The organism is Mycobacterium alsense (assembly GCF_002086635.1).
GTDB lineage: Bacteria > Actinomycetota > Actinomycetes > Mycobacteriales > Mycobacteriaceae > Mycobacterium > Mycobacterium alsense.
Genome location: NZ_MVHD01000026.1, coordinates 18,147 through 33,264, shown reverse-complemented (window position 1 = coordinate 33,264; position 15,118 = coordinate 18,147). Strand labels below are relative to the sequence as shown.

General features: G+C 68.5%; 13 protein-coding genes. 3 read left to right on the top strand and 10 right to left on the bottom strand.

Annotated elements, in window-relative coordinates:
* The first annotated feature begins 15 nt into the window (after positions 1-15).
* Positions 16-432: a pyridoxamine 5'-phosphate oxidase family protein gene (locus BST11_RS15500; protein WP_067318831.1), complete on the top strand. Its 417-nt coding sequence runs from the start codon at positions 16-18 to the stop codon at positions 430-432.
* Here BST11_RS15500 and BST11_RS15495 read toward each other — a convergent pair.
* The 3 genes from BST11_RS15495 to BST11_RS15485 are packed head-to-tail and all read right to left on the bottom strand — an operon-like array spanning position 392 to position 4,943.
* Positions 392-3,133 (bottom strand): cation-translocating P-type ATPase, encoded by a 2,742-nt coding sequence (locus tag BST11_RS15495; RefSeq protein WP_083138840.1) that lies wholly within the window; start codon positions 3,131-3,133, stop codon positions 392-394. The two genes, BST11_RS15500 and BST11_RS15495, sit on opposite strands and share 41 nt — an antisense overlap.
* A gap of 11 nt (positions 3,134-3,144) precedes the next feature.
* Positions 3,145-4,299 (bottom strand): site-2 protease family protein, encoded by a 1,155-nt coding sequence (locus BST11_RS15490; protein WP_083138811.1) that lies wholly within the window; start codon positions 4,297-4,299, stop codon positions 3,145-3,147.
* Positions 4,278-4,943: an SRPBCC family protein gene (locus tag BST11_RS15485; protein WP_308211606.1), complete on the bottom strand. Its 666-nt coding sequence runs from the start codon at positions 4,941-4,943 to the stop codon at positions 4,278-4,280. Before BST11_RS15485 ends, BST11_RS15490 begins: the two co-directional genes overlap by 22 nt.
* A 276-nt stretch (positions 4,944-5,219) precedes the next feature.
* Between BST11_RS15485 and BST11_RS15480 the strand changes: the two genes are divergently transcribed.
* Both BST11_RS15480 and BST11_RS15470 read left to right on the top strand, forming a co-directional pair.
* Positions 5,220-7,058, top strand: coding sequence for an AMP-dependent synthetase/ligase (locus tag BST11_RS15480; protein WP_083138810.1), 1,839 nt, complete (start codon positions 5,220-5,222; stop codon positions 7,056-7,058).
* A gap of 419 nt (positions 7,059-7,477) precedes the next feature.
* On the top strand, positions 7,478-8,908 hold the full coding sequence (locus BST11_RS15470; RefSeq protein ID WP_083138808.1) for a trypsin-like peptidase domain-containing protein: 1,431 nt from the start codon (positions 7,478-7,480) through the stop codon (positions 8,906-8,908).
* Here the strand turns inward: BST11_RS15470 and BST11_RS15465 are convergent.
* The 7 genes from BST11_RS15465 to BST11_RS15435 are packed head-to-tail and all read right to left on the bottom strand — an operon-like array spanning position 8,856 to position 15,016.
* Complete coding sequence (locus BST11_RS15465; RefSeq protein WP_083138807.1) at positions 8,856-9,362, bottom strand: hydrogenase maturation protease; 507 nt, start codon at positions 9,360-9,362, stop codon at positions 8,856-8,858. The genes BST11_RS15470 and BST11_RS15465 overlap by 53 nt on opposite strands.
* Positions 9,359-10,651 carry a Ni/Fe hydrogenase subunit alpha gene (locus tag BST11_RS15460; protein WP_083138806.1) on the bottom strand — a complete coding sequence of 431 codons (1,293 nt, stop codon included), beginning with the start codon at positions 10,649-10,651 and terminating at the stop codon, positions 9,359-9,361. The genes BST11_RS15465 and BST11_RS15460 overlap by 4 nt, the downstream gene beginning before the upstream one ends.
* Entirely contained in the window at positions 10,648-11,406 is a 759-nt protein-coding gene (locus BST11_RS15455) for an NADH-quinone oxidoreductase subunit B family protein (protein WP_083138805.1), read from the bottom strand. Before BST11_RS15455 ends, BST11_RS15460 begins: the two co-directional genes overlap by 4 nt.
* Positions 11,407-12,258: an FAD/NAD(P)-binding protein gene (locus BST11_RS15450; RefSeq protein ID WP_083138804.1), complete on the bottom strand. Its 852-nt coding sequence runs from the start codon at positions 12,256-12,258 to the stop codon at positions 11,407-11,409.
* On the bottom strand, positions 12,251-13,375 hold the full coding sequence (locus BST11_RS15445; protein ID WP_083138803.1) for a 4Fe-4S dicluster domain-containing protein: 1,125 nt from the start codon (positions 13,373-13,375) through the stop codon (positions 12,251-12,253). The genes BST11_RS15450 and BST11_RS15445 overlap by 8 nt, the downstream gene beginning before the upstream one ends.
* Before the next feature lie 56 nt (positions 13,376-13,431).
* Complete coding sequence (locus BST11_RS15440) at positions 13,432-14,010, bottom strand: Rv1733c family protein (protein WP_083138802.1); 579 nt, start codon at positions 14,008-14,010, stop codon at positions 13,432-13,434.
* A 28-nt stretch (positions 14,011-14,038) separates the two neighbouring features.
* Positions 14,039-15,016, bottom strand: a complete 978-nt coding sequence (locus tag BST11_RS15435) for an Acg family FMN-binding oxidoreductase (RefSeq protein ID WP_083138801.1) — start codon at positions 15,014-15,016, stop codon at positions 14,039-14,041.
* Between the last annotated feature and the right edge of the window lie 102 nt (positions 15,017-15,118).

Sequence of the window (15,118 nt, the reverse complement as noted above, 5' to 3'; positions counted from 1 at the left end):
GCAAAGGGCTGGGAGATGTCCACAACTGATGATGGGGTGACCATACTGTCGGAGCGCGAATGCTGGGACCTGATGGCCGGTGTCGCACTGGGACGACTCGTCACCAGCGTGGACGGCCAGCCCGAGATCTTTCCCGTCAACTACGTCGTTCAGCACCGCACCGTGCTGTTCCGCACGGCGGAGGGCACCAAGCTGGTCAGCACGGCGATCAACAACCGCGTCCTGTTCGAGGTCGACGACCACAACGTCGCGGAGGGCTGGAGCGTGATCGTCAAGGGTAGGGCGCGCTCGCTGCGCTCCGACGAGCAGATCGAGGAGGCCGAACGCGCCCACTTGCTGTCGTGGACGGCGTCGGAGAAAACGCATTATGTGCGGGTGCTGCCGGAGCTCGTCACGGGTCGCCGCTTCCGCTTCGGCCCCCCCGCCGCCTGAGCAGGTAGCGCAGGGATTCGTCTGCGCCCCAGACGATCAGGGGATACGCGAGCAGCACGACGAGATCGGCGGGCGGCAGAGGCGCGGTGCCCAGCAATGACTGCGCCGGCGGCGCGTAGACGAACACGGCGGCCAGCAGGATCTCGGCGGCGACGGCGGCCAACAGGTAGCGGTTGCTGAACAGTCCCACCGACCGTAGCGACGCCCGTTGGGTGCGCACGGCGAAGACGGTGCCGATCTGGCCGGCCATCATGCCGAGGAACGTCATGGTCGTCGCCTCTTGGTAGGCGCGGTGCAGCGGGGCGCCGACACCGACGGGCGCGCCCGGATGCCAGCCCGCCCTGAGCAATACGTAGAAGAACCCGGCCATCGAGAGCGCCGCGACGATCGCGCCGAGGAACAACCAGGCCCGGGCCAGCATCGGGGCCTGGATCACACTCGCCCCACGTCGTCGCGGCGGCCGGGTCATGATGCCCGGTTCGGCGGGCTCGCGGCTCAGCGACAGTGCGGGCAGGGTCTCGCTGCCCACGTCGAAGGCCAGGATCTGCATGATGGTCAACGGCAGGGGAATCGCTCCCCCGCCGATCGCGAACACCAAGAAGGGCACCGTTTCCGGGGTGGCGTGGGCGAAGATGTAGATGATGAACTTGCGGACGTTGTCGTAGATGCGCCGGCCCGCGTGCACCGCCGTGACGATCGTGGAGAAGTCGTCGTCGGTGAGGACCATCGTCGAGGCTTCGCGCGCGACGTCGGTGCCCGACCTGCCCATCGCCACACCGATGTCCGCGCAGCGCAGCGCCGGCGCGTCGTTGACGCCGTCGCCGGTCATCGCGACCACATGGCCCGCGTCCCGCAGCGCCTCGGCGATGTGCAGCTTGGCCTCCGGGGAGGCCCTGGCGAAGATGACCTCGGGATTTTCCTGGATCAGCGCGGCGAGTTGTCGCTCGCCGAGCCGGTCGAACTGGTCACCGGTCACGACGGTGGGGCGGTCCCCGGTGATGCCGACCCGTTGGGCGATCGCCGCCGCGGTGAGGGGGTGATCGCCGGTGATGACGATGATCCGTATCCCGGCCGTGCGGCACTGCGCAACGGCGCCGGCGACCCCGGGGCGGGGCGGGTCGAGTAGCGCGATCAAACCGGTCAGGCACAGGCCTCGTTCCGCGTCGCGGCGCTCGCGCGGAACCGGCTCGCCGGGGGCCAACTCGCGGCACGCGAAGGCCAGTACCCGCAAGCCTTCGGCGGCGAACGCGTCGACGGCCGCCTCCACGCGGCGACGGGCGGCGTCGTCGAGCGCGACCGGATGTCCGTCGGGGTCCAGGATGCGGCTGCACGACGACAGCACCGCTTCCGGCGCGCCCTTGGTGTGGATGGTGATCGGTCCGCCGGGTGGCTGATCGACCGTCGACATCAACTTCAGTTGCGGATCGAAGTGAAACTGCCAGCGGCGCTGTGCTTCTCGTGTTCTGCGGTCGGTGTCCGCCCCGAAGGCGCGGGCGGCTGACAGGATCGCGGTCTCGGTGGGATCTCCGGCCGGCTCGCCGTCTTCGTCGAACGACGCGTTGTTGCAGCTCGCCGCGATACGCGCCAGTCGCCGCACCGCCCGCGGCGCGTCGCGGGCCGAGGGGTCAAAACGCCCGTCTTCTAGGTCGATTCGCGTCCCGGCCAGCCACGCGGCAACCGGGACCATCCGATTTTCGGTCAGCGTTCCGGTTTTGTCGGTGCAGATCACGTCGGTGCACCCCAGCGTTTCCACCGCAGACAGCCGCTTCACCAGCGCGCCGCGACCCGCCAGTTGCCGCACCGCCACCGCCAGGGCCAAGGTGATCACCGGCAGCAGGCCCTCGGGCACCATCCCGGCCAGCAGGCCCGCCGCGAAGACGAGCGAGTTGATCAGCGTCAGGTGCGCGGCGAGCATGGCCGCCGGAATGAACGACAGCGCCAGCATCACCGAGACCGCCGCGATCAGCCAGGCCACCCGGCGAACTTGGCGCTCGAGCGGGCTCGGGTCGGGTTTGACCCGCTGAGACAGCGCCGCGATGCGGCCGATTTCGGTGGCCATGCCCGTCGCGAACGCCACCGCCCGCGCCTCTCCCCCGACGCAGTTGGTTCCGCTGAACGCCAGCTCGTGCGCGGACAGCGTCGGCACGTTGACGTCCACCAGCGCCGCCGACCGCAGCACCGGCCGCGATTCTCCCGTCAGCGCCGACATGTCTACTTCGATCGCGCCGCTCAGCAACCGCACGTCGGCGGCGATGCGATCGCCTTCGCGGATCAACACGATGTCGCCGGGAACCAATTCCGTGCTGTCGATGTCGATCACCGCGCCGTCGCGCTGGACGCGGGCGCGCTGCGGCAGGTACTTGGCCAGCTCCTCCACGGCGCGCTCGGCATGCACCTCCTGCGCAAACGAGAAGGCCGCGTTCAGCCCGATGATCAATATCACAGCGGCGGCAATGACATGCGAGCCGACGATCAGCAGCAATCCGGCCGCGAGCCATAGCAAAAGCGCCAAAGGGTGGGTGAACTGGTGCGCCAACTCGGTCGGCCAACGGCGCCTTTGCCTGCGCCGCAGCGTGTTTGGCCCGTGCTGCAACAGACGCCGCCGCGCCTCGCGCGTCGAGAGGCCTTCGGGACCGCTCCGCAGATCCCGCAGCAACAGATCGGCCGCCTCCTCGGGATTGAGAGCACTCGCCGCGCTCATGCGGGCGGCCGTCACGACGACGGGGCCGCGACGGCCCGTCCCGCCCGGGCGAGCCGGTAGACCTCGATCAGTCGTGCCAGATCGGTGGGGGTGACGATTCCGACCACCCGGCCCCCGTCGACGACGAGGGCGCGGCCGCCGTCGCCGGATGCCGCCAACCGCTCGATGAGCGCATTGAGCGGTTCCGCCGGCGCCGCGGTGGGCACGCGGCTCATCGGCAATGCGATCTCATGCACGCTGGTCGTCGCGCGCCGCCCCGGCGGCACGTCGCGCAGCTGCCGCAGCGTCACCAGCCCCACGATCGATCCGTCACGGTCGGCCACCGGGTATGCCGAGTGACGGTCACCCAGCAGGTAGCGCTCGATGAAATCCGCCACGGTCGTCCAGCCGGGGGCGACGTGCGGCTCGGCCGTCATCGCGTCCGTAACACGCAGGCCGGCGAGGTCCTGCTGGGTCGTCGCGCGCATCTCCTCCTCGTGCGCGGCGGCGAAGACGAACCAACCGATAAAGGCCAACCACACTCCACCGACGAGGCCGCCCGCCACGAACTCGGCCAACCCCAACGCGATCAGTACGATGGCGACCACTCGTCCCGCGCGCGCCGCCCCCACCGCGGCGCGCACGCTGTCGCCGTGGCGGCGCCACAGGTAGGCACGCACCAACCGACCGCCATCCAGAGGGGCGCCCGGCAGCAAATTGAACAAGCCGAGCAGCAAGTTGACGGCGGCCAGCCACCATGCGACGCCGACCGCGATGGGCGCGGCGCCCGCGGCCGCGAGAGCCGTTGCACCCCCGGCGAACACCCCGGACAGCACCAGACTGGTGGCCGGACCCGCGAATGCGATACGGAAGGCCGCGCCGGGTGTCTTGGCTTCGCCCTGGAGGGTGGTCACGCCGCCAACCAGCCACAGCGTCACGTCGCCCACCGTCACTCCCCGGCGACGGGCGACGATCGCGTGCGCCAGCTCGTGTGCCATCAGCGACGCCAGCAGCACCAACGCTCCACACGCACCGGCCAGCCAATAGCCGGGGCGCGAATAACCGCCGACACTGCGGGGCAATGTGGTCGCCAAGCTCCAGGTGAACAACCACAGGATGACGATCACGCTCCAGTGTACCTTCACCTCGAACCCGGCAATGCGGGCTAACGGGACGGCATCACGCATTGCATGACCTCCGATGTTGTTGCTGGAACGAGATTTTCGCCACCAATGCGATCCGGATCCGTCGAGGCCGGCCGCTCCGCCCGGCGCTTGACCGAAAGCAACCACGCCCGGGTGCCGAGTGCAATCAACGGCCTGGCCAGTTCCATGACCAACACTTCGCCCGGATAGCGCAAGCCGAATCTGCCGCGGGCAAGGAGTCGAACCCTGTCCTCCCAGTGCGGCTGGAGATGCAGTGACAACACCGCATTCCGGCGCGAGCCAGCCTGCACACCGTGGAGCACGATGTACTTCTCGGGCACGATGTCGGCGACGCTGAACACCATCCCATTCGGTGGCCCCGAGCGGCCTCCGGTCGCCAGGTGGATGACGTCACCCACCTCGGGTCGTCGACCGCTTTCGTCCCGCGCCTCGGCGAATTGCATGAGACAGGCCCAGACCGCCGACGCGGAAGCATCGACATGAACCGCCTCCGTCGTCTGCATCACCGGGTCATGAACCAAGGTGTCGCCGGGAAGCACCATCTGGCTCTCCGCCTTGGTGGCACCCCAATTGCGGTAGTACCGCCGCGCGCAATAGAGCGCGGCGAGCAAGGCGGTTGTCAGTGTGATCCGCTTTGTCATGCTGACCATGGCGTCAGTCTGCATGCAGTCTGCCCTTGTCCGACAGGGCCATTGGTCCCGGGTGCGCCCACCGATCTCCCTCCAATTCCGGCTGTGGCGCGGCGGGTCCTATGCTGCGCAGGCACCGGCGATCCGCTAAGGGCACAAGGGCACGCCGGCTCAGGACATTCGTCACTATCGTGGGCCGGCCGCCAGGGATGACTTTCGTCTCTATCCAGCGGCCCGCGCCACACGACACAATCGACTGCGTTACCGGCCACACCCGCCGGCCATGGGTTCAACACAGCAGCGGACACCAACATGAGCGCATCACTCGCCCCACAAGAAACGCCCGATTTCACCAAGATCGAGAACCGCGCGGCGTCGGTGCCGCAGTTGCTCTTCGAGCGCGTGGCGGCCAGCCCCGCCGCGGAAGCTTTTCGGTTCCCCCAGGATCAGGGCTGGGAGAGCGTGTCCTGGCAGCAGGTGGGTGAGCGCGTCGCGAACCTGGCCGCGGGCCTGATCGCGCTGGGAATCGGAGCGGAGGATCGAATAGCCCTCGCCTCGTCGACGCGCTACGAATGGGTCCTGATCGATTTCGCGATCATGTGCGCCGGTGCCGCGACCACCACCGTGTACCCGACGACGCGGGCAAGCGACGTCGCCTTCATTGTGTCCAACTCCGGGAGCCGAGTGGTGTTGGCCGAGAACCGGATACAGGTCGACAAGCTGCTCCAGCACAGGTCCGAGCTGCCCGAGGTGCGCACGGTGGTGGTCATCGACGGCAACGGTGACGGCGACTGGGTCATCACGCTCGCCGACCTCGAGCAGTTGGGTAAGCAGACGCTGACCGACTCGCCCAACGTCGTCAAAGAGCGCGTCACGGCCATCGGTCCGGACCGGTTGGCCAGCATCATCTACACCTCCGGGACCACCGGGCGGCCGAAGGGCGTACGGCTGACCCATGATGCGTGGACATACACCGCGGCCGCCATCGATGCGCTGGGCATCCTCGGCCCTGACGACCTCAACTTCGTCTGGTTGCCGCTGGCCCACGCGTTCGGCAAGGTGATGCTGGCGCTGCCGTTGCAGGTCGGCTTCCCGACCGCGATCGACGGCCGCGTCGAACGCATCATCGACAACCTCGCGACCCTGCGACCCACCATTATGGGCGCGGCGCCGCGCATCTTCGAGAAGGCGCACGCCCACATCGAGGAGGTGGTGAACGATCGCGGTCGGCTCCCGAAAAAGTTATTCGACTGGGCGGTTGGCGCCGGTGTGAAGGTATCGGCCGCAAGGCAGGAAGGAAAGCGACCGCCGTGGCTGGCGTCGCTGACCTACCGGGTCGCCGACCGCTTGGTGTTCGCCGGCATCAGGGAGCGATTCGGTGGCCGGTTGCGGTTCTTCGTCTCGGCCGCCGCGGCGCTCGACCGCGACGTCGCCCAGTGGTTCGATGCGATCGGCATCGTGGTGCTCGAGGGTTACGGGCTGACGGAAAGTGCGGCGGCGTCGTTCATCAACCGCCCCAACGCATATCGGTTCGGCACCGTCGGGTGGCCATTCCCGGCCACCGAGGTGCGGATTGCCGGCGACGGCGAAATCCTGATCCGCGGGCCGGGCGTGATGACCGCCTACCACGAGCTGCCGGAGGCCACCGCCGAGGCGCTCGACCAGGACGGCTGGCTTCACACCGGCGACATCGGAGAGCTCGATGCCGACGGATTTCTGCGAATCACAGACCGCAAGAAAGACATGTTCAAGACGTCCCAGGGCAAGTACGTGGCGCCGTCGGCGATCGACGCCCGGTTCAAGGGCCTCTGCCCCTATGCGAGCGAGTTTTTGGTGTACGGAGAGGCCAAGCCATACTGCGTGGCATTGGTCGGGCTGGACAAGGACGCAATCACCGGGTGGGCCGCCAAGCACGGTCTGGCGGACATGTCCTTCACCGAGATCGCCGGCGATGAGAAGACCCGGGAGCTGATCGCCGGGCACATCGACCTGCTGAACCGGGATCTGAATCGCTGGGAGCAGATCAAAAAATTCACCATCGCCGACCGCGAACTCACCGTCGAGGGCGGCGACTTGACACCCAGCATGAAGTTGCGCCGCAACGTGGTCATTGACAAGTACGCGGACCGGCTGTCTCGCCTTTACGACTGAGGACCGCACGGTCGCAATGTCGCCCGCAATGTCGCCGCGGTGGCGCCACGGTGTCGCCGCCGCGCGTGACTGCGCCCAAGGTCCCCTCCGGTCGGGACCTCGGTCCCTATCGATCACTCCCCGCGATCGGCTCGAATGGACCTTGTGAGCTACCCGAATGGTTCCCATCAGGCGAGTGACGGCGCGAAGGGGTGAGTTGGCGTGGCATCCGACCTTGAAACGCGTGTGATCTTCCTGGAGTCGCACCCGGCTTGGGTTGCGGTGCAACGAGACGCGCGGGAGCGGATCGAGGCGATGCGCCGTCATCCGTCCTCATCGACGGGATCGCTCAGCCCGCCGCGTCCCGGACTGCCGTTGCGGCGCAATCACGGACCCGATTTCCAGCCGGCCTGAACCGACGAGAGAGCCGAGGGAGCACCATGCCCATATTCGCCCAGAAGGTCCGGGCGTGGATGGTCGTCTCGGCGGCCGCGTTCATGCTGCTGGCGTGGCCGATGACCGGCATCGCGGCCGCCGATAACGGACGCCCCCAGGCCAAACCGGAGGAACGGGCGGCGGCCCTGATCCGGCCATCCGTGATGTACCTCGCCGCTGAAAGCGCCGCCCTTGTCCGCCTGCCCGATGGCGAGATCCTTTCTCAATTCGGGCGCGGCTCCAGCATTCCCTTCCTGGCCACCTGGCGCTGCACGGCTTTCGTCGTCAATCCCGACGGTTGGGTCGCGACAGCAGGACACTGCGTCGACCCGGAGAGCGCCAAGGTACTCCTCCTCAAGCGCGCCGCCAACGAATACCGGATCCAGTTTCCGGACGCGCCCGAGTCCCGTGAGCCGGCGGTGGCTTTCGAGTGGCTCCAAAAGAACGCGCGGGTGGAAGGCGATACGCCCGACCATGGTCCCCATGTCGGTGTCACGGTGATGTCGGGCACCGGAACGAAGCTCACCGAGAAGCTATCCGCGACCGTCGTCGACTTCCGTCCGCTCGCGAAGGGCGACGCCGCCCTCCTCAAGGTCGCCAAGCGGAACCTTCCGTCGTCCGAACTCGACACCGACGCCGACGTCACCGTCGGTACGCCGATTCTCGCGGTGGGTTTCCCCGCGAGCACCCAAAATGTCACCGGGCCCTCGCTGGACCCCACTAACAAGAGCGGCAAGGTCAGCAAGAAGTCGGTGATGGGATCGAGTCCGGAGTACGAGATCGACGCGGCCATGACGGACGGCATGAGCGGAGGCCCCGCGATCGGGCTCAACGGCAAGGTGATCGGAGTGAACAGCTTCGCCCCCGCCGGCGAAACGCAAGCATTCAATTTCATTTCACCCGCCGAAGGCCTGGCCGCGATACTCGCCGGCAAGGGCGTCAAGGCCACCCTCGGGCCGGCCGACTTGTCGTACCGCAAGGGGCTGAGCCACTACTATGCGGGCCGCTACACCGATGCCATCGCTGACTTCGACCAAACTCTGGGCATGTCCCCCGGCTATCCCGGCCTGGACGATGTGAGGACGAGCGCGTTCAATCTGCGCCAGCAGTACGGAGATACATCGCCGTCCGGCGGCAAGGCTAGGTTGTGGTACATCCTCGTCAGCGCTGTGTCGGTGGTCAGCCTGGCCAGTGTGCTGGCCTACGTGGCAGTCAAGAGACGCCGGCGGTCCCCCGCGTACGCCGCGGCGTCGGGCGGGACCTCGGCGGGCACCGGCGCCGCTCAACCACTTCGTCTGGTGCCGAGCCGACGGCCGGCTGCCAACGAGCCCCATTTTTGCGCCAACTGCGGCTCCGAGCACCACCCGGCGGAACGCTTTTGCCCTAACTGTGGCCAGCGGATAAATCGTTCGGATCGACGCGGGAAACCGGCCTGACGATCTCGGCAGCCACTTGGCGAACCACTTCCGGCACGGCCCGAGCGACCCGGGGTGACAGACCGGTACCGTGGCCGGCGTCTTCGATGTCGACGGTGAACACCGCGAGCCGGGCGGGCACCCGTCCGAGCGCTCGACCCAGCGCGTGAGCGCGCGCGACATCCATGCCGTGCGAGCTCAATCCATCGAGCGCGGACGGGACGTCGCGCCACTCGCAGCGGCGGACGCGGCCGGGGGTTGACGGGTTGGCGATGGCGGCATCGATGATCACGGCCAGCCCGGCATCCGTCCACGCCTCGAGCAGGCTCATCGGGTCCGCGATATCCGTTCTCACAACAACGTTCGGTATCCCGAGGCGATCGAGCGCGGTTGCGGCGTCGACACCCACGCCGTCGTCGCGCCGGTAGACGTTGCCGAGGCCGACGATGACGATCCCACCGGACGCGTCCGTCATTCTCGCTGCAGGGTCACGGTCAAGAAGTGTGCCGAACATGAGATGCAGGGATCGTAGCTGCGAATCAGCCGCTCGCACAGCGCCGTCAGGGCCGCGTCGTCCAGCGAGAGGTTGCCGGAAACGAGCCGGGCCAGGTCGGCTTCGATCGCCGCCTGATTCTGGGCGGTCGGCGGGATGATCGTCGCCGCCGAAACCAGCCCGTCCTCGCCGATCCGATAGCGGTGATAAAGCAGGCCGCGGGGCGCCTCGCTGACGCCGTGACCAACGCCGGCGCGCGCCGCAACCTCGACGAACGGGCGCGATGGCCGCTCGTATTCGTCGATGATGCGCAGCGCCTCTTCGATCGCGCAGACCACCTCGACGGCGCGGACGACGATGCTGCGGAATGGATTACGGCATTCGGCGGAGAGGCCGGCGCGGGCGGCGGCTTGCGCCGCGATTGGCGACAGCGCCGACGAGTTCAGCGCGAACCGGGCGAGCGGCCCGGTCAGATAGCGCCCGCCGTCGAGTGTCGCGTGCAGAGCTGTGGAGTGGGGCACCTGTGACTCGGCGATGTGCGCGCTGAATTCAGCCACCGGAAACGACGGGCCGGCGCTGCGCGCGATCGAGCCGTTCTCGATCGGGTAGCGGCCGGAGGCCGTGAGCGCCAGCAACTCGTGGTCGAACTCGAGGTCGGGGAACTCGAAACCCGACACCCACTCCACGGTCACCAGCGCGTCGTCGAGCGCCCGTCGCAATTGCTCGGCGATGGGCGTGAAGTCCGAACGCGTTGGCGTCGAATAGAACCCGCCCAGTCGCACGTTGATCGGGTGAATCGCGCGCCCACCCACGAATTCCATCAGCCGGTTGCCCGCTTTTTTCAACGACAATCCGCGCTCGACGACCTGCGGATGGTCGCGCGCCATGGTGATGATGTCGGGATAGCCGAGGAAATCCGGTGCGTGCAGCAGATAGATGTGAAGGACGTGGCTGTTGATCCATTCGCCGCAGTACAGCAGGCGCCGCAACGCCGCGAGTTCGTCGCCCACCCGGACACCGCAGGCGTCCTCGATCGCGTTGCAGGCGCTGACCTGATAGGCGACCGGGCAGATGCCGCAGACCCGCGCGGTCAGGTCGGGGGGCTCGGTGTGGGCTCTCCCGCGCAGGAACGCCTCGAAAAACCGGGGCGGCTCATAGATGTTGAGCTGCACGCTTTCCAGGGCGCCGTTTCTCAGCGTGACGTGCAGAGCGCCTTCACCCTCGACGCGCGTCAGCGTGCCGACGCTCAGCGTGCGGCGTTCGGAGCTCACTGCTTACCCCGTTCGGCGGCGAAGTTCGCGACGTTGAACGTGGAGAAGACGCGGTCGACGTCGTCGTCGGACATGCCGTCGCGGCGCAGCAGCGGGATCAGCGTCGCGGTTCGGGGGACCGCGGACGGGCCGAAGCAGCCGTAGCAGCCCCGATGATGCCGGGGGCACAGCGCTCCGCAACCCGCATGGGTGACCGGGCCGAGACACGGGATACCTTCTGCGACAACGACACACGTGACGCCGCGGAGCTTGCACTCGGTGCATACCGTCTTGGCCGGCAGTCGCGGTTTGCGTCCGATCAGCAGGGCCGCGAGGGTGTCGAGCAGCTGACCGCGGTCGATCGGGCAGCCCTGCAGCTGGTAGTCGACCTTGACATGCGCCGAAGCCGGCGTGGACGTCGCCAGCGTGTCGATGTACTCCGGTTTGGCATAGACGACGGAGGCGAATTCGGCGACGTCGGCAAAATTGCGCAGCGCCTGCACTCCTCCCGCCGTGGCGCAGGCGCCGATCGTGACCAGAACCTTCGACTGCTCGCGGATTTCACGGATGCGTCGCTCGTCGTGACGCGTGGTGATCGAGCCCTCGACCAGCGAAACGTCGTACGGGCCGCCCACCATCTCGCTGGACGCCTCGGCGAACGTGGCGATCTGCACTTGGTCGGCGAGCGTGAGCAACTCGTCCTCGCAGTCCAGCAAGGTCAGCTGGCAGCCGTCGCAGGAGGCGAACTTCCACACGGCCAGCGTGGTGGAGCCCATCTAAAGCTCCTTCACTTTCAGCAGTGGACCGGCGATGTCGTAGCCGACGACCGGGCCGTCACGGCACAGCAGCAGCGGACCCAGCTGGCAGTGGCCGCACCAGCCGACTCCGCACTGCATGTTGCGTTCCAGCGAAACTCGAATATCCTGGGCGGCTACGCCTTTCGCCAGCAATGTCTCGGCGCTGAAGCGCAGCATCCGCTCCGGGCCGCACAGGAAGGCGGTGGTGCGACCGGGGTCGAGCGCGAGCCGGCGCAGCGGCTCGGTGACCAGGCCGACCTCACCGCCCCAGCCCTGCACCGGGACGTCGACGGTGATGTGCAACTCGATTTGCGGCTCGTGGGACCACTTTTCGAGCTGCTCGGCGAAGACGAAGTCGGCCTGTGAGCGCGCGCCCACGATCAGCGTCACCTTGCCGTAGCGGGATCGCCGGGCCAGCGCGCCCAGCACCGCCGGGCGCAACGGGCACAAACCCACCCCGCCGGCGACCATGACCAAATCCCGCCCCGCGGCTTCGTCCAGTCCCCACGTGGTGCCGAACGGGCCCCGAACACCGACGACGCTGCCCGGTTCCGCATCGTGCAGGGCGCGGCTCACCGCCCCGACCGCCCGGATGGTGTGCGTGATCGATCCGTCGGTTACGGAGGGATCGCCGCTTATCGAGATGGCCGCCTCGCCCACACCGAACGCGTAGAGCATCATGAATTCCCCGGGCTGCGGGGTCCGCAGCGTCACCCCGGCGGGCTCGAGGCACAGCGTCACCGAATCGGGGCTCTCCACAACGCGACTGCGCACCCGGTACGGGACGGGGGCCATGGCGTTGGGGGTGGTACCGGCGACCGCCTCAGTCATCGGCGGCCATCTTGTTCATCTCCGCGGTGATGTCGATGCCAGTGGGGCACCATGCGATGCAACGGCCGCAGCCGACGCAGCCCGACATGCCGAACTGGTCGTGCCAGGTGCCCAGCTTGTGGGTCAGCCAATGGCGGTATCGCGAGGCGCCGGACTGACGCACGGCACCGCCGCCGTGAATGTAGGTGAAGTCGAACTCGAAGCACGACGCCCAATTTCGCCAGCGCTCGGCGTGCTCGCCGGTGAGGTCGCTGACGTCTTCGGTGCTGGTGCAAAAGCAGGTCGGGCACACCATCGTGCAGTTGCCGCAGGTGAGGCATCGGCTGGCGACCTCGTCCCACTGCGGCGATTCGCGAGACCGGATCAACAGCCCCCGCAGGTCCGTGTCCGGCATCTGCCGGCCCATCCGATCGGCGGCCGATTCGACATCATCGCGCGCAGAAGCGATTTCGTCGCTGGTGGCGACCCGGTGCGAAACCGCCGCGAGCACGTCGCCGCCCTCGGCGCTGCCGACGTCGACGAGGTAGGTCGCCTCCCCGCCGTCGAGGCGCTCGGTCAGGGCCAGGTCGTAGCCGGGGCCGGCCGCGGGACCGGTGCCCATCGACGCGCAAAAGCACAGCCCACCCGGTTCCGTGCAATTCACGGCGACCACGAAAGCCCGCCGCCGGCGGCCGACGTAGGAATCGTCGGGATAGTCGGGGCGGCCGAGCACCCCGTCAAGGGTCGCGATCGCGGCCAGGTCACACCCCCGCACCCCCAGGAACGCGTACCGCGGTGCCGCGTCGTCGGGTTCGGCGCCGCCGCTGCCGTCCCGGCCGCCGGCCCACAGGCGCTGCCGCGGGGGGTGGAGGAACTGCTTCCACGACTGCGGACCGGCCGAGTGCCCGAACACGGCGTCGTCGTCGCGCCGGCGCAACCGGTAATTCCCGGGGCTGACGTCGACGCCCCAGCCGCGTGGCAGATCGTCGGCCGACTCGAGTTCCGCGAGCACGATCGCGCTGTTTCGCAACGTCGGACCGACCACCCGGTAGCCCCGCTCGATCAGCACCTCGACGAGGCGTTGCAGGCCGGCCGCCCCGAACGACGCCACTTCGTGGCGTTCGCCGTCTCCGCTCATCGCCTCATCATCCGCCTAACCGGCTGTGCTGCATAGGGGTTGAGGATCTGGCCGCATCATGGACGGTTGGTGCGGCCGCCGTCGTCGGCGAGGCATCGGATCTCGCGCTCCCATAGGGCGTCGCGTGCGCGGTCAAGCCGCGAGCGGGCGCCGGCTACGGCTGATGCCAACCCGGCACCGACGATCAGCGAGACGGCCCCCGCCGCAGCGGCCCCGTCAGCCACAGCGTGCCAAGCCGGGGTCGGCGCGGGCGAGGGATTGCCGTCGTTGTCCACCCACAGTTCGATGTTCTCGCCCGGCGAGACCGGCTGGTCGAGCCGAAGTGTGCCGGTGCGATCGCCGACCGGTGCCGGCCACCTGACCTGCGCGACGGACGTGGCCGGGTCCGCGCGCCGCGCGCCGGTGACCGTGCCGGTCACATGGTGTCGCTCGTGTGCCTCCTGGGCGTATAGGTGCGCACGCCCGGCGTAGACCGTCGCCCCCACCACGCCCGCTACGGGCACCGCGATCAGTGACGCCGCGAACGCCAGCAGCACGACCGCGGCCTCGATGCGGTCGGTGCGCCGAAGCAGGGGATTACGGCCGAAGACGCGGGCGATGCGCCAGCGGCGAGGGTCCAACGTGAACGTCTCCATCGCGGCTTCCCTGCACACGTCAACGGCTTTACCGGTCCACCCACTCGACGAAATCGGCGAGGTCGCGGCGCGGCGTCGCGGGCAGCGGGTCCGCGTTGATCGGGGCCCAGCCCACCCGCAGCAACATCTGCGGGTGGTCGCCGCCGCCGAAGATCTCGACGCGGACCGACTCGCGGGTACCGGCGACCTCCAGCGGTTCGGTCACGGGGCAACTGGCCAGCCCGACCGACGTCGCGGTGAGCAGCACCACGCTGGTGGCCTCGCCGGCTCGCAGCTGCGCGAGCCGGTCGTCGGCGCGGGTACCCAGCGCGAGGACGACGGCGTTGTCGTCGACGGGCGAAGAGGCCGGTGCCATCGGCAGCGCGGGACCGGCGAAGAATCGCCCGGGGACCTTCGACCCGGGGTCCGGCGCCGGCGTGCTGTGAGCCGGGACCCCCGCCACCGAGGCGTAGCGCCCGCTCCAGGCTGTCAGCTCCGCGAGGTACTCGTAACTGCGGTGCTGCGCAATGGATTCGGCGACGATGTCGTGCAGCTTGTCGATGTCGTCGACCTGGCACAGGGTCACGCCCATTCGGGCCGCCCGCGCCGCCATGAGCGCGATGTCTCCCACCGGCACCGCCCAGGAACTGTAGTGCCGCCGGTCGGTTCGGCGCCGCGGGATGGCCGCGGCAAGGGCGATGTCGACGCCGTCGGCGGGATGAGGTGCAAGCTCGATCGCGGCGAGATGATCGGGGTCGCCCGGATTGGGCAGCCGGGTCACCTTGGAGCGCCACCCGACGGCCGCGAAGGCGACGACGCAGTGGTGCAGGGCCGTGCCGCAGCTCAGCATCAGGTCCCGGCCGTCGGGATCGGTGTTGGGTAGGTGCCGGTGCGGGTCCGCGTAGAGATGCAGGCTCGCCGCGTCGACGCGCCACCGCCAGGGCTGGGTGTTGTGCACCGAAGGCGCCCGGGACGCCAATGCCAGCGCGGTACGTACCGTGCCGGCATCCGGAAAGTGCGCGTTCATAGCCGTGTTCCCCTTCGGTAAAGCGTCTCGGGTTCCACGATTGCCCAGGTAGGCCGGGTCCGGCGAGAGTACGAGGGCTCCGGAGGAAAGGACTTTGGGCCA